Genomic DNA, 19,505 nt, shown 5'->3' with positions numbered 1-19,505 from the left:
TTCCCCTCGGGTGGTGGCATGGCGGGTGGTCTTTCGGCGCCGGTGGGCCGGCGGTGCTCAGGTGCGGCGCGGCGGCGCCACGGCGGCGAACAGGCGCTGCCCGAGCGGGGCGAGGGCGTGGTCCTCGCCCGGTGCGGTGACGACCGGGGCGAAGCCCGCGCCGCTCAGGGCGGTGGTCCAGTGCTCGCGGGAGAGGAACGTGGTGCGGGAGGCACGCCGTACGTCCTGCGCCTCGGTCATCATGAATGCCTGAGAGGCCATGATCTCCAGGTGTTCCCGGGTCGGTTCGGTGGCCAGCAGGACGCCGCCGGGCACGAGCAGGTCCGCCAGATGCCGGAGGGTGGCGTCGGTGTCGCGGGCGTTGTTGAGGACACCGGCCGCCACGACGGCGTCGGCGCTGCCCGGCGTGAGCCCCTGCTCGGCCGGGGCGCGGTCGATGTCGTAGAGACCGTGGCGGATGAAGGGGCGGCCGGTGTGGCGCCGTTCGGCCTCGGCGACGAAGAAGTAGGAGACGTCGGTGACCAGGTAGTCGACGGCGGGGGTCCCCGTGTCCGGCCGGTCCTGCGCCAGCGCGGCGGCCACGGCGTCGGTCGTCGCCCCGGTGCCGGCGCCGACCTCGACGACGCGCAGCGGGCGGTCCGGTCCGTGGCGGGCCGCGAGGGAGCGCAGCACGGCGGCGACGGCGGTGTTGAGCCACCGCGCGGTGACGGTGTCACGGTAGACGGCGTCCGCCACGTCGGTACGGCCCTCGGGGAACAGCAGGAGCGCGGCCTGCTGTTCGTCGCGCATCAGGCGGGGCAGACAGTCGGCGTTGGAGCGCAGGTAGTCGACGAAGGTGCGGGAGCCCAGGGCGCGTGACCAGAGGTCCGTGGCGGCGTCCCAGGCCCGCGCGACGGTCTCCGCGTCCACCGGCGGGGTGCCGCGCAGCAGGTCCCCGTCCGCCGTGATCCTGCCGTGTGCGGTGAGCACGCCCAGCCAGCGCCGGATCAGGGACCGGTGGCGGGGGGCGACGCCGACGGTGTGCAGGATCTCCTCGGGGGACCGGGCGCCGTCCTGGTCGCGCAGGGCGCCGCACTGCTGGAGCGCAGCGAGCATGGAGCCGAGGACGGCGTCGTCCAGCAGCCGGACGAAGGTCTCGGACGCGTCGCGCTCGACGGGCCCGACGTGCCGGTCGGCCGCGTCGGCCCCCGCGCGTACGAGCACGGCGAGGTCTGCGGCGTCCGGCTCACCGGTGGACGCCGTCCCGGCGGGGGCGCCGGCCCGCTCCCCGGGCCGGGGCGCCGGTCCGCCGCCGGCAGGCGTGTCCGCCCCCGCCCGGGTGGTCCCTGAGCCGGCCGGGCGCTCCTCGGCCGGGGCGGTCAGCCGCGCCGCGGTCAGCGGCCGGTGGGTGCGGCCGGGGCGCAGGACGGGGTAGCCGAGTTCCTTGGTGACGTCCTGCCACATGCGGGCCAGCGACAGGTGGTACTGGTCGTTCCGCCGGGCGTTGCCGCCCGTGCCGCGGATCGTGGCGCTCAGGTCCCCCAGGTCCTCGCCGATGGCGGCCGTCCACTGGTCGCGCAGCAGGGTGCGGTAGTCGCGGGGGCGGGCCGGGCCCAGCACGGTGGTGCTCGGCTCGGCGAGGTGTCCGGTTCCCTCGGCCTCGAAGTCGAAGCGGTCCCGGACCGCCTTGGGAACGTGCAGCCGGGGGCTGAAGAGCACCGGGCCGTGCGGGTCGGTCAGGGTGAGGCTGCCGCCCTCCGCGCTGAGGGTGATCCGGTGCAGCAGATGAAGGTGGCTGTCCGGGTCGTCGGGGTCGACCTCGTTGTGCACCCGCAGGGTCAGCGGCGTGCCGCCGACGCTGCCGGTGAGCACGGCGAAGGGGCCGTCCGAAGAGGTCTGGCCGGCTCCCCCGTCCAGTGCGCGGATCCGCCACGGCCGCGGGGAGCCGAGTGCCTCGCCGAGGATGTGCAGCAGCGGGAAGACGACCTGCGAGGCGCAGACCGCGTCGATGTGGGCGAGTGGCCCGTGCGCCGCCAGGCGCCGGGCGGCCCCGGTGAAACGGCGGACCTCGGGCAGCCGGACGTAGAGGTTCCCGAACCGGTAGTGCACGGCGTGCCGGCGCGCGAGGCGCAGGCACGCGGCGAGGTCGTCGTGGTGCACCGGCTGTTCCTGGACGACGTGGATGCCGCGTTCCAGCAGCCGCTGGGCCAGTTCGGTGCCGGAACCGCCCAGCACGCCGGAGCGGAGCACGACGCAGGCCAGGTCGATGTCGTCGGGCAGTTCGGCGACGTCCCGGTAGAGCGGGACGCCGTGGCGCCGGGCGCAGGCGAGCGAGCGGTCGCTGCCGGCGGCGAGCACACCGGCGATCTCGAACTCGTCGGTCAGACCGGCCAGTGCGGCCAGGTAGAACTGCCCGAACGTGGTGCCGCAGACCACGGTCCGCAGCGCCCGGCCCGTCCGCGCGGCGGGAGTCCCGGTCGTGTCGGTGTGATTCACAGCGCTCCTTCCTCGACCGCGGTGAGTGCGTCGATCGGCGTCCGGTGGACATCGAGGCGGCACACGGGGGCGGTCGGGGTGGTCAGTCGGGCGAGGGCGGCGGCCGGGTCCAGTGCCTGGTCGGCCCGGTACGTACCCGGCGGCACCGCGCCCTGCCGGACGGCGAGCGCGGCGACCGCCGCGACGGCCCCGGTGAGTTCGGCGACACGGCCCGCCCGCAGCACGGCCGTGCGGGTGGCGGGCCGCCCGCCGCGCGTGCCGTCCAGTTGGACCAGCAGCGTGGTGTACGGAGTGCGCCCCGCCGTGTCGAGCGCGGTGGCCCGGCGCAGTGCCCGCACCGCGTCGGCCCGCCGTGCGGTGCGGGCGGCGGCGAGGGCGGCGGCCAGGTGCTCTCCGTCGACGGCGGTGTACCAGTCGCCGTGGGCGAGCGACAGATCGCGGGCGACGCCTTCCGCCTCGGCGTCCAGATACGGGAGGGCGGTCACCGGACGGGGGAGGAAGGGCAGGTGCAGATCGGTCCGCCGGGTGAGGGCGCCGGGCCGGGGGGCGCCCTGCCGCCAGGCGGCCAGCGGCCGGGCGGCGGGTGAGAGGACTCCGTGCAGGTAGTCGTCGGCGCCGGTGTCGGTGAAGCGGTCCAGCACACCGGTGTGGGCGGTGAGCGTGTGCGCGCCGTCGAAGTGCGCGGCGGCCAGGTGCCGGGGCAGCAGCCCCGTCAGTCCGGGCACGGCGCCCGCGTCGTACAGCACGGTCCGCCCGGCGGGGGCCCCCGCCCCGGCGCCGCCGCCCGCGTCGACCACATCGGCGCCGGCCGCGAGCGCGGCGGCGACGACCGGGGCCGAGGTGCGGTGCGAGGGGCCGGCGCAGTGGACCACGAGGTCGCAGCCGTGGACGAAGGCCGCGAGGGACGCCGGGTCGTTGGCGTCGCACACGGCGGGCTCGGCCGCCGCCGGCCGGCCAAGGCCGTTCAGCTCGGCGGCGAGCCGCGCGGCCCGGTCCCTGTCGCGTCCTGCGATCCGCAGGGGTCCCGCACCCCATTGGGTGAGCAGCCGTGCGGCGGCGGCGCCGACCGCGCCGTATCCGCCGATGACACCGATCACAGCGCGCCCTCCTCGGTCTCGCCGGTCTCGGGCAGGAGGCCGGCGACGGCGCCCGCGACCTGTTCGAGGGTGGGGCCCGCGAACAGGGCCCGCAGGGGCAGGTCGGCGTCGAACTCACGCTTGACGGCGGCCAGGAACCGCGTCGCGAGGAGGCTGTCGCCGCCGAGCGCGAAGAAGCTCTGCCGGCGGCCGACGGCGCTCACGCCGAGCAGGGCGGTCCACAGCGCGGCGAGGGACTCCTCCAGCGCCCCTCGGGGCGGCTCGTCGGGGTCGTTCTTTTCGGTGGCGCCGACGAGTTCGGCCAGTGCGGTGCGGTCGAGTTTGCCGTTGGCGCCGAGCGGGAGCCGGGTGAGGACCGCGATGGGTTCGGGCGCCATGTGCGCGGGCAGCCGCTCGGCGGCCAGGGCGCGCAGCCGGGCGGGGTCCGGGTCGACGGCGTCGTCGGGGCGTACGGCCTCGATCAGCTCGGCGAAGGAGCCGGGCACGGGGGTGTGCCCGACCTCCTCGAAGCCGGCGGCGCCGAGGAGTTCGGCCCAGCGGTCCGGCGCGAGTACCGGGGTGCCGGCGGCCCGGCGCCGGGGGTCGAAGGAGGCGTATCCGCCGTCGAGCAGAGCGGCGGTCAGCAGGGCGACGGGCGTGAGTTCGCTCCGTTCGACGGCCAGGAGCAGACCGCCCGGGCCGGCCAGGGCCCCGGCCAGCGCGGGCCCCTGGGCGGGGTCGGCGCCGCGGTGCAGGTACTGGTCGGCCAGGACGATGTCGAAGCGGTGGCGCATCTCCTCGGGCACGAGTACGCCGGACAGGCGGCGGACGGCCGGCCGGTGCGGAAGGGCGGACAGGCGCTGCTCCGCACGTGCCAGGAGCTCCGGGTCGGTGTCGGTCAGGGTGTGGCGCACCTGGTCGGGGGTGAGCCGGGCCAGCAGCCGTTCGGCCGATGTGCCGTCGCCTGCGCCGAGTTGGACCATCTCGACGGGCCGGCCGAGTGTGGCGGCGCGGTCCGCGATACGCGCCGCGAGGGCGTCGAGCGCCTTGTCGCTGCCGGGGTCCGCGGCGGACAGCCGGTCGGGGGCGAGCACGTCGTCGTCGAGCAGCAGCGCGGGCAGCGCCCGCCCGGCGAGGATGTCCCGGTAGTCGTCGAGCCGGGCCAGGAGCCGTTCGCCGGCGCGGGCGGTCAGGTCGCCGTAGGCACGGTGCCCCGGGGCCTGGCGGGTCGCGGAGTCCTTGGCAGGTCCCGGCGCGGGCTTCCCGGCCGGCGGCGGCGCGGAGCCGTCCGCCGGCGCCTGCGCGTAGGCGGCCCCGTCGCGGACCAGGACCCCGCGGCCGGTGAGCCAGTCGAGCCACAGCCGCAGAACGGGCAGGTGCTCGTCGGCGATGGCGAGCCGGGCGGCCCACTCGGCGGCGGTACGGGGCCCGTCGGCGGTACGGGGCCCGTCGACGGCGGCCGGATGCAGCAGTCGCCGCAGGAACGTTTCTGCAACGATGGCCTCGGCCTCCCGCGCCCGGTCCCTGAAGTCGCGGGTGGCGGCGTCGGGACGGGTGACGCTCAGACGGGCCGGGGACGGGCCGGGAGCGGGGACGACGGCGGCGACGAGGCGCCGCGCCGTGCCCTGGCCGGCCACGCAGGCGACCGCCCGGCCGACGCCGGGGCCGTCCCGCAGGGCCGCCTCGATCTCGCCGAGTTCGACGCGGTGGCCGCGGATCTTGACCTGGTGGTCGGCGCGGCCGAGGAACTCCAGCGTCCCGTCGGGCCAGTAGCGCCCCAGGTCGCCGGTCCGGTACCAGCGTTCGCCGTCCGCCTCGCGGAACCGCTCCCCGGTACGGGCCGGGTCGCCGCGGTAGCCGCGCGCCACACCGGCCCCGCCGATCCACAGTTCGCCGGGCACCCAGTCGGGGCAGTCCCGGCCGAACGGGTCGACGACGCGGTAGACCTGACCGCGCAGCGGACGCCCGTACGGGATGGACCGCCAGGCGGGGTCCACCTCGGTGATCTCGTGCGCGTTGGACCAGATGGCCGCCTCGGTGGCGCCGCCCAGGGCGACCAGCCGGCACCACGGGTTCTGCGCGGCCAGCCGGCCGGGCAGGTCCAGGCCGACCCAGTCCCCGGAGACCAGTGCGAGTCGCAGCGACTCGGGCGGCCGGGTGTTCTCGGCGGCGGTCAGCAGCATGTCCAGCAGGGCGGGCACGCTGTTCCACACGGTCGCGCGGTGGCGGCGTACGGAGGCCAGCCAGCTCGCGGCGGAGCGGCGGTCCCCCTCGTCGACGAGGACGAGGGCGCCGCCGGCCGTGAGCGGTCCGAAGATGTCGTACACGGACAGGTCGAAGTCGAGCGCCGACACCGCCAGCACCCGGTCCGCGGACTCCACACCGAACCGCTCGTTGACATCGGTGACCGTGTTCGAGGCCGCGCCGTGGGTGATCTCGACGCCCTTGGGCTCGCCCGTGGAACCGGACGTGAAGATCACGTAGGCGAGGTCGTCCGGGCCGGTCGGCGCGGGAGCGGCGGGGACGCCGAGTGCGGGGCCCTCGTCGACGGTGACGGCGGTGATGCCCCCGGGGACCGGCTCCTGAGGCAGGGTGACGCACACCCGCGCGCCCGAGAGCCGGTGGATGCGCTCGCGCCGGGACGGCGGCTGGTCCAGGCCCACGGGCACGTAGAGCGCACCGGCCGCCAGGACGCCGAGGACCGCGGCGATCTGGTCGGGGCCCTTGGGCAAGGCGATGGCGACCGTGTCACCGCGCCGTACGCCGTGTGCGGCGAGGGAGCCGGCGAGACGCAGGGCGCGCGTGGACAGCTCGCCGTAGGTGGTGCGGCCGTCCTCGCCCCACAGCAGCGCGGTCGCCTCCGGACGTTCGGCGGCGCGGCGGAAGAATGGGGCGTGCAGCACGCCGGGCACGCCGGCCCCGGTGTCGTTGGCGGCGACCCGTGCGGCGCGTACGGCAGTGGGCAGCGGGTCGGCGACGGGCCGGGTCCAGTCGGTGACGGCCAGGGCGTCGACGAGGCGCGTATAGGCGTCGAACATCGTGTCGAGCAGGCCGGTGGGGAACAGTTCGTCCACCGCGTCCCAGTTGAGGCACACGCCGTCGGCGTCCTCGGTGACCTGGTGGTCGAGCCAGACCTGCGGCGTCTGGGACACACCGTGCGCGTACCGGTCGAAGGGCGCCCCGGCCGCGGCGCCGCCGACGCCGAGGGCGCTGGTGAAGACGACGGGCATGACGGTCTCGGGGGTGCCGGTACGGCGGGCGAGTTCCCGCAGCACCCATACGGCGGAGACCTCGCGGTGGTCGAGGGAGCGCCACAGCTCCCGCTGGACGCGCCGGGCGCGAGTGAGCCAGTCGTCGCCCGGTTCGGGGCGGCAGGCGACGAGCATCAGGGAGGTGAAGTCGCCGAGGACGCGGCCGATGTGCGGGTGGACGTCGCGGCGGTCGAAGAGGGTGAGGTTGAGCGTCAGGTCGGGCCGGGCGCTGAAGCGGCCGAGGATCTCGGCGAAGGCGCTCAGCAGCACGCCGGAGGGGGTGAGTCCGTGCTCGCGGGCCCGCTCGGTGAGGGCCTGCCAGCGGTCCGGGGCGATCCGGGACTCCCGCCTGCTGAACCGGGGGCGCCCGACGGCGGCCGGGTCCTTGGCGAGGGGCAGGGCGGGCGCCGGCGGCAGGTCGGTCAGGAGTCCGGTCCAGTGGGCGCGGGCCCGCTCCACCGCCTCCGGGTCGGGTGCGGTGGCGCACACGTAGTCGCGAAAGGACACGTCCACCGGCGGGAGGGCGGCATCCGGGTCGGCGTACAGGCGGGCGAGTTCGGCGTACAGGGTGAGGATGCTCAGGGCGTCCAGGGCGATGTTGTCGATGCCGACGGCGAGCCGTGTGGTGCGTCCGCGGCGGACGCCCCGGAGCGCGAACAGCGGCCAGACGGCCGGGTCGAAGACCTGGTGGGAGGCGGTTTCGCGCAGTGCGGCGAAGGCGGCCCGCGGGTCGTCCCCCGCGTCGGTGATCTCAACGCCGAGGGTGGGGACCTCGGGCAGGATGCGCTGCTCGCCGTCGGGGCCCACGACGACACGCAGCATCTCGTGGCGCCGGACCAACTGGTTGAGCGCGGTCTCCAGCCGGTCCGTGTCCAGGTCTTCGACGTCGTACTCGCGGTAGAAGTGGCAGCCGATCCCGCCGAGGGTGAAGTCGTCGCCGCGGCCGAGCCAGTAGGCACGCTGGACGTCGGTGAGCGGGAAGGGCTCGTGGCGGCGCGCGGGGTCGGCCCGCACCGTGCCCGGCCGGTCGCCGGGGCCGTCGGGCGGGCCGGCCGGGCTCAGGGCGGCGGCGAATTCGGCGAGGGAGGGCCGGGTGAACAGGTCGGCGAGCCGGACCGCGCCGTAGCCCTCGGCGCACAGGCGGGCGACGAGCCGGGTGGCGAGCAGGGAGTCGCCGCCGAGGGCGAAGAAGTCGTCCTCCCGTCCGATGCCGCCTCTGTCGAGGATGTCGGCCCAGGCCCGGGCGATCCGCTGCTCGTGCTCCCCGCGCGGCGGGGTGGTGGTACGGGCGGGGGCGCCGGCCTCCCGGGCGACGAGGCGGGCCAGGGCCGCGCGGTCGGTCTTGCCGTTGGGGGTGAGGGGAATGCCGTCGAGAGCGATGACGTGGTCCGGGACCATGACCGACGGGAGCCGCGCGGCGGCGAAGGCACGCAGCCCGCCGGTGTCCGCACCGCCGGTCACGGCGACGGCCAGCCGGCCCGTGCCGGTGACGACGGCGACGGTCCGGTCGACGCCGGGCGCGGCGGCCAGGGCCGCTTCCACCTCGCCGAGTTCGACGCGGTGGCCGCGGATCTTGACCTGGTGGTCGGCGCGGCCGAGGAACTCCAGCGTCCCGTCGGACCAGTAGCGGGCGCGGTCGCCGGTGCGGTACCAGCGCGTGCCGTCCCGCTCGCGGAAGCGGTCGGCGGTGCGGGCGGCGTCGCCGCGGTAGCCGCGTGCCACACCGGCCCCGCCGATCCACAGTTCGCCGGGCACCTGGTCGGGGCAGTCCCGGCCGAGCGGGTCGACGACGCGGCAGGCGACGCCGCGCAGCGGGGTTCCGTAAGGGATGGAGACCCAGCCGGCGGGGATGTCGCCGACCTCGCGGAGGGTCGAGTGGATGGCGGTCTCGGTGGTGCCGCCGAGCGCCGCGAAACGGCATCCGGGGGCGGCCTCGCGTACCTTGCCGGGCAGGGTGAGGGGTACCCAGTCGCCGCCGAGAAGGGCGAGCCGCAGCGTGGCGAGGTCGCCGGGTGCGGCGGCCGTCAGCAGCATGTCGAGCACGGCGGGCGCGCAGTTGACGACGGTGACGCCGTGGGTGCGTACCAGGGTCGCCCAGGCCGCGGCGTCGCGGCGGGTGTCCTCGGTGAGGCAGACCAGCGCGCCGCCGGCCGCGAGGGTGCCGAACAGGTCGTGGACGGAGAGGTCGAAGTCGAGGGCGGAGACGGCCAGGGTGCGGTCCGAGGGGCCGACGGCGAAACGTTCGCCCAGGTCGGTGACGGTGTTCGCGGCGGCCTTGTGCGTGATCTCCACGCCCTTGGGTTCGCCGGTGGAACCGGACGTGTAGATGACGTAGGCGAGGTCGTCGGGCGTCCCCGGCCGGGGGCCGGCCAGTGGTGCGGTTCCCGCCGGTACGCCGACGTGGTCGACGACGGTACGCACGCCGGCCGAGGCGTGGACGCGGTCGCGCCGGGCGGCGGGCTGGCCGGTGCCCAGGGGCAGGTAGGCGGCTCCGACGGCGAGGACCGCGAGCACGGCGGTCACCTGGTCGGGCCCCGTGGGCAGGGTGACGGCGACGATGTCGCCGGGTTCGACCCCCTGCTGGTCGAGGCGGCCGGCGAGGGCGAGGGCTCGGTGGGCGAGTTCCCCGTAGGTGACGGGGCCGTCCGCCGTCAGCAGAGCCGGGGCGCCGGGGTGGCCGGCGGCGCGGGCGAAGAAGACGTCGTGCAGCCGTACCGGAACGGGCGCCTGGGCGAGGGCCGCCCTGTTGATGCCCTCGCGTACGGCGATCTGGGCGGCGGGCAGCAGCGCGGGGACCGGTGCGCCCCAGGCCGGGGCGTTGTCGGTCAGCCGGTCGATGAGTGCGCGGTAGGCGCCGAACATGGCGTCCAGCACGCCGGGTTCGAAGGCGTCCTCCCGGGCGTCCCAGTTCACCAGAAGTCCGCCGGCGACCTCGGTCACCTGCGCGTCGAGCCAGACCTGCGGGCCCTGGGAGATGATCCAGCTCGCCTCGCCGAAGCTCTCCCGCACGGCGTCCGCGAAGAGTTCCCCCAGACCGAGGGCGCTGGTGTAGACGACGGGGGCGAGGATGCGTTCGCCGTGCAGCCGCGAGGCGTCGCGCAGTACCTCGACACCGGAGTAGCCGCTGTGCGCGGCGTCCTGGTGGAAGCGTTCCTGAAAGCGGGCGGCGCGCTCGGCGAAGGTGCCCGCCTCGCCTCCGTGCCAGGCGAGCAGCAGTGACGAGGTGAAGTCGCCGACGAGGGCGTTCACGCCGTCGTGCAGCGGTTCGCGGTCGAAGAGAGGGAGGTTGAGCAGGAAGTCGGATTCGGCGCTGAACGCGCCCAGCGTCTCGGCGAAGACGGCGGCGAGCGCCATGGCCGGGGTCAGCCCGTGCCGGCGGGCGTTCTCCTCGAAGCGCCGGGTGCGCTCGGCGTCGAGGTGGAGGTGGCGCCGGACGACGGTGGTGGCCTCGGACTCGCCGGTCCGGGTGGGCAGTCGCGGGGCGTTGGGCAGGTGCGGCAGCCGTTCCCGCCAGTGGGCCCGGTCGGCGGCCGCGCGGGCCCGGCGCTCGGGGGTGCGCTCGGCGGCGGCGCGGTCGGCGAGGTAGCGGGGGAAGCTGTAGTCCAGCGCGGGCAGGGGTCCGGCCGGATCCGCGTAGGCGCGGGCGAGGTCGGCGAGGAGGACACGCAGGCTCAGCGCGTCGGCGGCCACCATGTCCAGGTTGACGTGGACCCGGGTGGCGCCGTCCGGCAGCAGGGAGAGCCGGACGTCGAAGACCTCGCCGGCGGCGATGTCCATAGCGCGGTGGGACAGCTCGCGGCGCAGTTCCGCGAGGCGGTGTTCGCGCGCTCCGGCGTCGAGGTCGCGCAGGTCGTGGACGCGCAGCCCGGGCCAGGGGCTCGTGGGCAGGACGCGCTGCCTGCCGTCGTCCAGGACGGCCACCCGCAGCATGCCGTGCCGGCCGAGCACCGCGTGCACCGCGGCTTCGAGGCGGTCGGGAGCCACCGCGTGACCGTCGAACTCGTGGTAGAAGTGCGCGGCCACGCCGCCCAGGTGCTGGCCCTCGCTGCGGCCGGCCCAGTAGGCGTGCTGCATGAGCGCGAGGTCGAACGGTTCGGACTCGTCGACCGCCGTCACCGGCCGGACGTCCGTGCCGGCGCCGTCCTGACCGCGCTCCTCCAGCAGGCGGCGCCAGGCCGCGAGCGTGGGCTCGGCCATGAGGTCGGCGAAACCGATGTCCGCGCCGGAGCGGCGACAACGGCCGGCGAGCCGCATCATCGCCAGGGAATCCAGCCCCAGTTGGATGAGGTGGGCGTCCTCGTCGATATGGCCGGTGGGCAGGTCGAGCAGTTCACCGACGGCCGCGGGCAGGTCGAATCGTCCGTCTGCGGGTTCCTGGGGCACCTGGATCCATCCCTCTCAAAACACGGCCGGTCAACGGCCGGATGTCAGCAAGCATATGGAGATTACTAGATATGATTATCATGTTCAAAACTTGAAACCCCCCTCCCCCGCCCACCGGCACCCCGAGACGGCGACGGGAGGGCGCGAGGCCGTTCGGGGCTGTCGAGTGAGCGCCGCAGGACGGCTTCGCCACCGAGACGCCCCGCGTGGCCATGGGTCGAATGCGGCACGGAGAGGGTCCCGACGCCCGGGACATACATCCGGCCGCCCATGGGGCTCGCGCCGGCGAACCGACAGCCGCCCACCGGCGAGCCGAGGGCCGCACGGGAGTGAAACGCCCGGGGCGACCAGCATCCCGGGCGACCCCGGGACCGGCCCCCGCCCCGCGTTGACTTGCTTCGACCAGATCCGTACCCTACCGAACATACTGATTATCATTTTCATTATGGTCGCCTCCTAGCCCCGCCCGGCGGATGGCCCATCCGCCCTCCGGGGGCGACCCCGCCCCGTACCCGGCCTCGCCCGCCCCCCATAACGACACGATCGCCGCCCCGGATCGGAGCGCGAGGCCCTGACGCCTCACCTCGCCCACCAGGTCAGCGACTTCACCACTCACAGGCCGCCCGTCGATCGACTCGGGCCGACCTGACTCAAGCCATTGCCGAGCTCGGATTCCGACGCACCCGGACGCCCGATGAACCGAACGCAGACGAAGCAGACGAAGAGGAAGGCCCCACCCATGACCGCCACGTGTCCCGCCGAGCACCCCCCGGCGGACCCCGCGCACCGTCCTGCCGAGGCGGCCCGGTGACCGACGACCGCACGCCCGCCGAGCAGCGGCCCCTCGTCGAGGCAGGGGCCCTCAAAACCCTTGTCGAGCCGGTAAGGGGCCGACTGACAGCGGGAGTTGCCCTGACCGCCCTGTCGGCCGTCTGCGCCGTCGTGCCGTACATCGCGGTCGCCGAGGCCGGACGGGTCCTCCTCGACCACGGGACCGGACGGCCCGGCGAGGTGTGGGGATGGATCATCGCGGCCGTGGCCGGGGCCGTGCTGCGCGGCGTGCTCTACATGGGAGCCACCCAGCTCTGCCACTACGCGGACGCCGAGTTCCGCTACCTGACGCGCTCCCGGCTCGCTCGCCACCTCGGCTCGCTGCCGCTCGGCTGGTTCACCGCCAGCGGGTCCGGCGAGGTGAAGAAGGCGGTGTCCGACGATGTCAGGCAGGTCCACACACTGGTCGCGCACGCCGCCGCGGAGCTGACCTCCGCCGTCGTCATGCCGCTGACCGCCGTGGTGTACCTGCTGGTGGCGGACTGGCGTCTGGCCCTGGTCGTGGTGGGCTACGCCGTGCTGGTCCTCGTCATACTGGCACCCCGCCTCCAGAGCGCGTACGAGCAGAACATGGGCGCCTTCAACGTGGCACAGTCCGACCTGGCCAAGGCGTCGGTCGAACTCGTCGACGGCATCGAGGTCATCAAGACCTACGGGGCCACCGCGCACACCTTCGCGCGGTTCAGCGAGGCCGCCGACCGGCTGACCCGGGTGTGCCTGCGCTGGATGTCCGCGATCGGCCGGCCCACGAACCTCATCAACACCCTGCTCTCGCCCGCCTCGATGCTGGTGTGGATAGCCGGCACCGGCATCCTCTTCGTCGCTGCCGGCTGGGCCGGTCCGGCCACTCTGCTGCCCTTCCTCGCGGTGGGCATCGGCCTGCCCAGCACGGTGATGCAGGCGGCACAGCTCGGCTACGCCTTCCGCGACGCGCAGCTCGGCGCCACCCACATCGCCGCCGTCCTGGCCGAACCCGCCCTGCCGGAGCCCGCCGAGGGCGCCGCCCCCGACTCCCCGCGCGTCGCCTTCGAGGACGTCCGTTTCGCCTACGGCGAGGGAGGGGCGCCCGCACTCGACGGGGTCAGCGCCGTACTGGAGCCGGGCACGGTCACCGCACTGGTGGGCCCCTCCGGTTCGGGGAAGACCACCTTCGCCCGGCTGATCCCGCGCTTCTGGGACGTCACCTCCGGGCGCGTCACGCTCGGCGGGACCGACATCCGGCAGATCCCCACCCGGGAACTGCTCGGCCAGGTCGCCTTCGTCTTCCAGGAGGTGGTCCTGCTGCGCGCCACCGTCCGGGAGAACATCCGGCTCGGCCGGCCCGACGCCACCGACGAGGAGGTGGCGGCCGCGGCCCGCGCCGCGCAGATCCACGACGTCGTCATGGCCCTCCCCCACGGCTACGACACCCTCCTGGAGGACGGCGAGAGCGAACTGTCCGGCGGCGAACGCCAGCGGATCACCATCGCGCGGGCCATCCTCCAGGACTCCCCCGTCGTCATCCTCGACGAGGCCACCGCGCACGCCGACCCGCACAGCGAGGCCCGGATCCAGGAAGCGCTCAGCGCCCTGGGCAAGGGCCGGACGCTGCTCGTCATCGCCCACCGGCTGCACACGGTGGCCGGGGCGGACGCGATTCTCGTCCTGGACGGCGGACGCATCGTGGAACGCGGCACGCATACGGCGCTCCTGGAGCGCGAGGGGCTCTACGCCCGGCTCTGGAGTGCCCAGCAGGTCCACCAGGAGGTCGGACAGTGATCATCCGTCAGGCCGAGGAACTCATCGGCGAACCGACCGGGATGCGCGGCCAGGTCGCCGGCTATGTCGCCACCGGCATCTGCCAGGGCGTCACCTTCGCCTCTCTCATCCCGCTGCTGCGCGCGCTGTTCGCGGACGACACCGCACGCGCGGCGCTGTGGCTGCTGGTCGCCGCCGCGGGAGCCGCCGCCGCCGGAGCCGTCCTGTGGGTCACCTCGAACAACGGGTACGCGGTCGGTGTCGAGCGCAGCGGCATGACGCTGGCCAGGAAGCTGGCCCGGCACGTCACCCGGCTCCCCCTGGGCTGGTTCACCAAGGTCGCCTCCGGCCGCCTGCTCACCTCGATGTCGGGCGCGCAGAGCTTCGGCAACTTCCCCGGCATGGTGCTCCAGCAGATCACCGTGACCGTCACCGCGCCGGCCGCCATCGCGCTGATCACCCTCTTCGTGGACTGGCGGCTCACCCTCGCCTTCCTCGTACTGAGCCCGCTGGGCCTCCTGCTGTACCAGCGGCTCCAGCGCGTCTCCGCCACCTCGCAGGCGACGGAGGCCGAGGCGCTGTCGGAGGTGTCGAGCCGGGTGCTGGAGTTCGCCCGCGCGCAGTCCGTCCTGCGCGCGGCGGGACGTACCGTCTCGGGCTGGGAGAGCCTGGAGCGGTCGCTGCGCGCCGACCGCGCGGCGACCGTGCGCGGCCTCAACCGGGCCAACGCACCCGCCGCCTGGTACACGGCCCTCGTCGAGGCCGCGTTCGCCCTGGTGGCGGTCACGGCGGCCTGGCTGGTCCTGGACGAGCGCACCGCGGTGCCGGACATCATCGCCGTACTGATCCTCGCGGTCCGCTTCACCGAACCCGTGTCACTGCTGGCCGTGTACGGAACGGGGGTGCAACTGGCCCGGACCGCGCTGGACGGGATCAGCCGCATCGTGCGCACCCCGCCGCTGCCCGAGCCGTCCGCGCCGCGCGAACCGGAGCACTCGGGGGTGGAGTTCGAGGACGTCACCTTCGGGTACGGGGACCAGCCGGTGCTGTCCGGGTTCTCCCTGTCCTGCCCGCCCCGGTCCATGACGGCGCTCGTCGGCGCGTCCGGGGCCGGCAAGACGACCGTGACCCGTCTCGCCGCCCGTTTCTGGGACGTGGACGGCGGTTGTGTACGCGTCGGCGGTGCCGACGTGCGGGAGATGAGCGGCGAGACCCTGATGGGGCAGATCTCCATCGTCTCCCAGGACGTATACCTCTTCGACGCCACCATCGAGGAGAACGTGCGTATCGGCCGCCCCGGCGCCACCGACGAGGAGGTGCGCGCCGCCGCCGACGCGGCCCGGCTCACCGAGGTCGTCACCCGGCTGCCGCTGGGCTGGGCGACACCGGTCGGTGAGGGCGGCTCCCGCCTGTCCGGGGGTGAGCGGCAGCGCGTGTCCATCGCCCGGGCCCTGCTGAAGGACGCGGCGGTGGTCCTGCTGGACGAGGCGACCTCGGCCCTGGACGCCCAGAACGAGGCGGCGGTGGGCGAGGCCCTCGCGGGGCTGGCCCGGGACAGGACCGTCCTGGTGGTGGCGCACCGACTGTCGACGATCGCCTCCGCGGACCAGATCGCCGTCATCGAGGACGGCGCGGTCTGTGAACTGGGCGGCCACCAGGAACTCATCGCCGCCGGCGGCCTCTACCGGGATCTCTGGGCGGAGCGCAGCAGGGCGACGGCCTGGCAGCTCAAGCCCACCTGAGCCACCCGCCGCCGCACATCGCTGCACCACCGCACCACCGCACCAGCCACGCAGAACAGGAAGTCCCTTGACCGATCCCGACGTGTCCTCGGCCCGCTGGTTCCGCCGCCCCCGTCCCGGCGGCGCCCCTTCCCTGCGACTGCTGTGCCTGCCCCACGCGGGCGGGACGGCGTCGTTGTACCGGGCGTGGACCGGACCGCTGCCCGACTGGATCGAACCGGTCCTGGTCTGTCCGCCGGGGCGGGAGGAGCGGGTCGACGAGCGGGCGCCCGGTGACGTGCCGGCTCTGGTGGCCGCCCTCGCGGACGCGGTACGGCCGCTGCTGGACCGCCCGTGGGCGGTGTTCGGGCACAGCATGGGCGCTCTCGTCGCCCACGAGTTGGCGCTCCGCATGGTCGCCGAGGGCGCACGCCCCCCGGAACACGTGTTCGTGTCAGCGCGGGAGGCCCCTCAGTTCCACCGCCCCGGCGCCGTACACCTGCTGGACGACGACGGCCTGACCGCCGAGCTACTGCGGCTCGGCGGCACTCACCCGGAACTGCTCGCCATGGACGAGGTGCGCCGGCTGATCCTTCCCGCGGTGCGCAACGACTACCGCTTGGTGGAGACCTACGCCCCGCCCGCCCCGACGACGCTGCCGTGCCCCGTGACGGCACTCGTCGGAACCGGTGACACCGAGGTCGCCGAGGACGAGGCGCGGGGCTGGTCGCGCTGGACCGACTCCGAGTTCCGGCTCCTGGCCTTCGCCGGCGGCCACTTCTACTTCTCCGACGACCCGCACGACGTCGTGCGGTCCGTCACCGGCCTGCTGGCCGGCTCCCGGGCGGACGGCGACGCCGCCGCCATCACCGAACGACGATGAAGAGGCACCTGATGACCTTGCCAGTGGAACACCTGCGCCTGGACGACTCCTTCATGCACGATCCGCACGCCGCCGCGGCGGTCCTGCGGGACAAGGGTCCGGTCCTGCCCGTGATCCTGCCCACCGGCCTGCCCGTCTGGCTCGTGACGGGATACGAGGAGGCACGCTCCCTGTTCCTCGATCCCCGGCTGAGCAGCGACGGCGTCTACGACCGGCTCGAACGGCTGCGGGAGGCCGCGGACGGCAAGCCCAGCTCCTTCTCCGAGGATCTGGCCCGGCACCTGCTGAACACCGACCCGCCGGACCACACCCGGCTGCGGAAACTGGTCAACAAGGCGTTCACCCCCCGGTCCATCGAGCTGCTCCGTCCCCGGATAGCGGAGATCGCCGCCGAGTTGACGGACGCGCTGGACACCACCGGGCCGGTGGACCTGTTGCGGGACTACGCCTACCCGCTGCCGATGATCGTGATCTGTGAACTGCTCGGCATCCCCAAGGACGACCGGGAGATGTTCGGCGCCTGGTCCGACGTACTGGTCTCCACCGCGCCGCCCGAGGAGATCGGCGCCGCTTCGGAGTCCATGGGCCGCTATCTGGCAGAGCTGCTTGAGGCCAAGCGCGTGTCGCCGCGGGAGGACCTGCTGTCGGGGCTGGTCACCGCCAGTGAGGACGGGGACCGGCTGAGCGTCCCCGAGATGATCGCCATGAGCTTCGTCCTGCTCATCGGCGGCTACGAGACCGCCGTCAACCTGATCGCCAGTGGCGTGCTCGCCCTGATCCGCCACCCCGGACAGCTGGCCGCGCTGCGCTCGGACCCCGCGCTGCTGCCCGGCGCCGTGGAGGAGTTCCTGCGCTTCGAGACGCCCAACAACCTCTCCTCACCGCGCTACGCCAAGGAAGCCCTGCGGGTCGGGGACGTGGAGATCCCCGCCGGGCAGTTCGTGATGATCTCCCTGCTGTCGGCCAACCGCGACGGCGCCCGCTTCCCCGACCCCGACCGCCTCGACATCACCCGGCCGGCCGGGGGCCACCTCGGGTTCGGCCACGGCGTCCACTTCTGCGTCGGCGCCCCGCTCGGCCGTATCGAGGGCGAGATCGGCATCGGACAGCTGCTCGCAGCCTTCCCCACCATCGAACTGGCCGTGCCCAAGGCGGAGTTGATGTGGCGCCCCAGCACCGCCATGCACGGGCTGGCGGAACTGCCCGTGCGGCTCGGCTGACCGGCCGCCTGCCCTCCCTCCTTCTTTCCTTCCCCTCCGTTCCACCAGTGAGGATCAGTTATGTGCGGTATTACCGGATGGGTCGCCTTCGACGACGACCTCACGGTCCGCGGGCACGACATCGAGGCGATGACGGCCACCCTGGCCGACCGGGGGCCCGACGACGGCGGCACCTGGGTGCGCCGCCATGTCGCTCTCGGCCACCGGCGGCTCGCCGTCATCGACCCGCCCGGCGGGGCGCAGCCCATGACCGCCGGCACACCCGGCGGCAGCGTCGCCCTCGTCTACAGTGGCGAGACGTACAACTTCACCGAACTCCGCGGCGAACTGCGCGGCCGGGGACACGTCTTCCGCACCTCCAGCGACACCGAGGTCGTGCTCCACGCCTACCTGGAGTGGGGCGAGCACATGGCGGAGCGCCTCAACGGCATGTACGCCCTGGCCCTGTGGGACGAGCGCGCGCACAAGCTCGTCCTCGTGCGGGACCGCATGGGGGTCAAACCCCTGTACCTGTACCCGACCCCGGACGGCGTCCTGTTCGGCTCGGAGCCCAAGGCCGTCCTGGCCAACCCGCGGGCCCGCCGGGTGGTCGATCTGGACTGCCTCCACGAGCTGATCGGCTTCACCAAGGCGCCGGGCTGGTCCCTGTGGAAGGGCATGACCGAGGTCGAGCCGGGGACGGTCGTCACCGTGACCCGGGACGGCATCCGCCGCCGTACCTACTGGTCCCTGCCCACCCGCGAGCACACCGACGACACCGGGACCACCGTCGAGCGGGTACGGGAGCTGCTGACCGACACGATGGGGCGCCAGTCGGTGTCGGACGTACCGTTGAGCGCGCTGCTCTCGGGCGGACTCGACTCCAGCGCCGTCACCGCCCTGAGCGCCCGTCATCTCGCCGCCTCGGGCGAGCGATTGCGGACCTTCTCGGTCGACTTCGCCGGGCTGGAGGAGAACTTCCGCCCCGACGAACTGCGCGAGACCCCCGACAGCCCGTTCATCCGCGAGGTCGCCCGGGCGGTGGGCACCGACCACCGCGCGGTGGTGCTCGACTCGGGAGAGCTGACCGACCCCGGGCTGCGGCGGTCCGTGCTGCGCGCCCGCGACATGCCGATCGGCCTCGGCGACATCGACTCCTCGATGTACCTGCTGTTCCAGGCGATCCGCGAACACTCCACGGTCACCCTGTCCGGGGAGTTCGCGGACGAGCTGTTCGGCGGGTACATCTGGTTCCACCACCCGGCGGCCCGGGACGCGGACACGTTCCCGTGGCTCGCCTTCCAGAACGCGCACACCACGGACCGTACGGCCCTGCTCCACCCCGATGTGCGCCGCCGGCTCGACATCCCCGCCTACATCGCCGACCAGTACGCCTCCGCCGTGGCCTCGGTGGAGCACCTGGACGGTGAGACGGGCCTGGAACGGCGGATGCGCACCGTGTGCCACCTGCATCTGACGCGCCTGGTGCGCGCCCTCCTGGACCGCAAGGACCGCCTGTCGATGGCGGTGGGCCTTGAGGTGCGGGTGCCCTTCGCCGACCACCGGCTCGTCGAGTACGTCTACAACGCGCCGTGGTCGATGAAGACCGCGGACGGACGGGAGAAGAGCCTGCTGCGCGCCGCCGTGCGCGACGCCCTCCCGGAGTCGGTGGTGGACCGCGTGAAGAGCCCCTACCCCTCCACGCAGGACCCCGGCTACGCGAAGGCGCTCCAGGAGCAGGCGCGCGAGGTACTGGCCGAGCGGGACAGTCCCGTCTTCGAACTCGTCGACCGGGCCTGGCTCCAGGAGACCGTCGCGCGCGAGCCCGAACAGCTGGCCGGCGACGGGCGCCTCGGCATCGAACGGGTCCTCGACCTCCACCACTGGTTCGACATGTACGACCCCGAGCTGCGGCTCTCCTGAGACCGAATCCCCAGCACCACCACGGC

At 74.2% G+C, this 19,505-nt stretch carries 8 protein-coding genes; 5 read left to right on the top strand and 3 right to left on the bottom strand.

Annotation, left to right across the window (positions count from 1 at the left end):
* Positions 1 to 57: 57 nt before the first annotated feature.
* Genes AB0I22_RS32585 through AB0I22_RS32575 form a run of 3 tightly spaced genes read right to left on the bottom strand, consistent with a single transcriptional unit; the run spans position 58 to position 11,185 of the window.
* On the bottom strand, positions 58 to 2,475 hold the full coding sequence (locus tag AB0I22_RS32585) for a bifunctional Gfo/Idh/MocA family oxidoreductase/class I SAM-dependent methyltransferase (RefSeq protein WP_363134592.1): 2,418 nt from the start codon (positions 2,473 to 2,475) through the stop codon (positions 58 to 60).
* Positions 2,472 to 3,572 carry a saccharopine dehydrogenase NADP-binding domain-containing protein gene (locus AB0I22_RS32580; protein WP_363134591.1) on the bottom strand — a complete coding sequence of 367 codons (1,101 nt, stop codon included), beginning with the start codon at positions 3,570 to 3,572 and terminating at the stop codon, positions 2,472 to 2,474. Before AB0I22_RS32580 ends, AB0I22_RS32585 begins: the two co-directional genes overlap by 4 nt.
* Positions 3,569 to 11,185: an amino acid adenylation domain-containing protein gene (locus AB0I22_RS32575; RefSeq protein ID WP_363134590.1), complete on the bottom strand. Its 7,617-nt coding sequence runs from the start codon at positions 11,183 to 11,185 to the stop codon at positions 3,569 to 3,571. Before AB0I22_RS32575 ends, AB0I22_RS32580 begins: the two co-directional genes overlap by 4 nt.
* A gap of 807 nt (positions 11,186 to 11,992) precedes the next feature.
* On the opposite strand from AB0I22_RS32575, the gene AB0I22_RS32570 reads away from it, so the two are divergent.
* The 5 genes from AB0I22_RS32570 to asnB all read left to right on the top strand — a co-directional run bounded on the left by AB0I22_RS32570 (position 11,993) and on the right by asnB (position 19,479).
* Complete coding sequence (locus AB0I22_RS32570; protein WP_363134589.1) at positions 11,993 to 13,774, top strand: ABC transporter ATP-binding protein; 1,782 nt, start codon at positions 11,993 to 11,995, stop codon at positions 13,772 to 13,774.
* Positions 13,771 to 15,495, top strand: a complete 1,725-nt coding sequence (locus AB0I22_RS32565) for an ABC transporter ATP-binding protein (protein ID WP_363134588.1) — start codon at positions 13,771 to 13,773, stop codon at positions 15,493 to 15,495. Before AB0I22_RS32570 ends, AB0I22_RS32565 begins: the two co-directional genes overlap by 4 nt.
* Before the next feature lie 67 nt (positions 15,496 to 15,562).
* Positions 15,563 to 16,357 (top strand): alpha/beta fold hydrolase, encoded by a 795-nt coding sequence (locus AB0I22_RS32560; RefSeq protein WP_363134587.1) that lies wholly within the window; start codon positions 15,563 to 15,565, stop codon positions 16,355 to 16,357.
* Positions 16,358 to 16,368: 11 nt separating this feature from the next.
* Positions 16,369 to 17,577: a cytochrome P450 gene (locus AB0I22_RS32555; RefSeq protein WP_363134586.1), complete on the top strand. Its 1,209-nt coding sequence runs from the start codon at positions 16,369 to 16,371 to the stop codon at positions 17,575 to 17,577.
* A 60-nt stretch (positions 17,578 to 17,637) separates the two neighbouring features.
* Entirely contained in the window at positions 17,638 to 19,479 is a 1,842-nt protein-coding gene (asnB, locus tag AB0I22_RS32550; RefSeq protein WP_363134585.1) for an asparagine synthase (glutamine-hydrolyzing), read from the top strand.
* The last annotated feature ends 26 nt before the right edge of the window (positions 19,480 to 19,505 follow it).

It is taken from the genome of Streptomyces sp. NPDC050610, from assembly GCF_040654875.1.
Lineage (GTDB): Bacteria > Actinomycetota > Actinomycetes > Streptomycetales > Streptomycetaceae > Streptomyces.
Note: the sequence above shows the minus strand (reverse complement) of the source record. Positions and strands in the feature narration are given on the sequence as shown.

What these genes read in the sequence shown, in the direction of transcription:
- AB0I22_RS32555 (WP_363134586.1), top strand. Translation starts at nt 16,369, where the DNA reads ATGACCTTGCCAGTGGAACACCTGCGCCTGGACGACTCCTTCATGCAC.
- asnB (WP_363134585.1), top strand. Translation starts at nt 17,638, where the DNA reads ATGTGCGGTATTACCGGATGGGTCGCCTTCGACGACGACCTCACGGTC.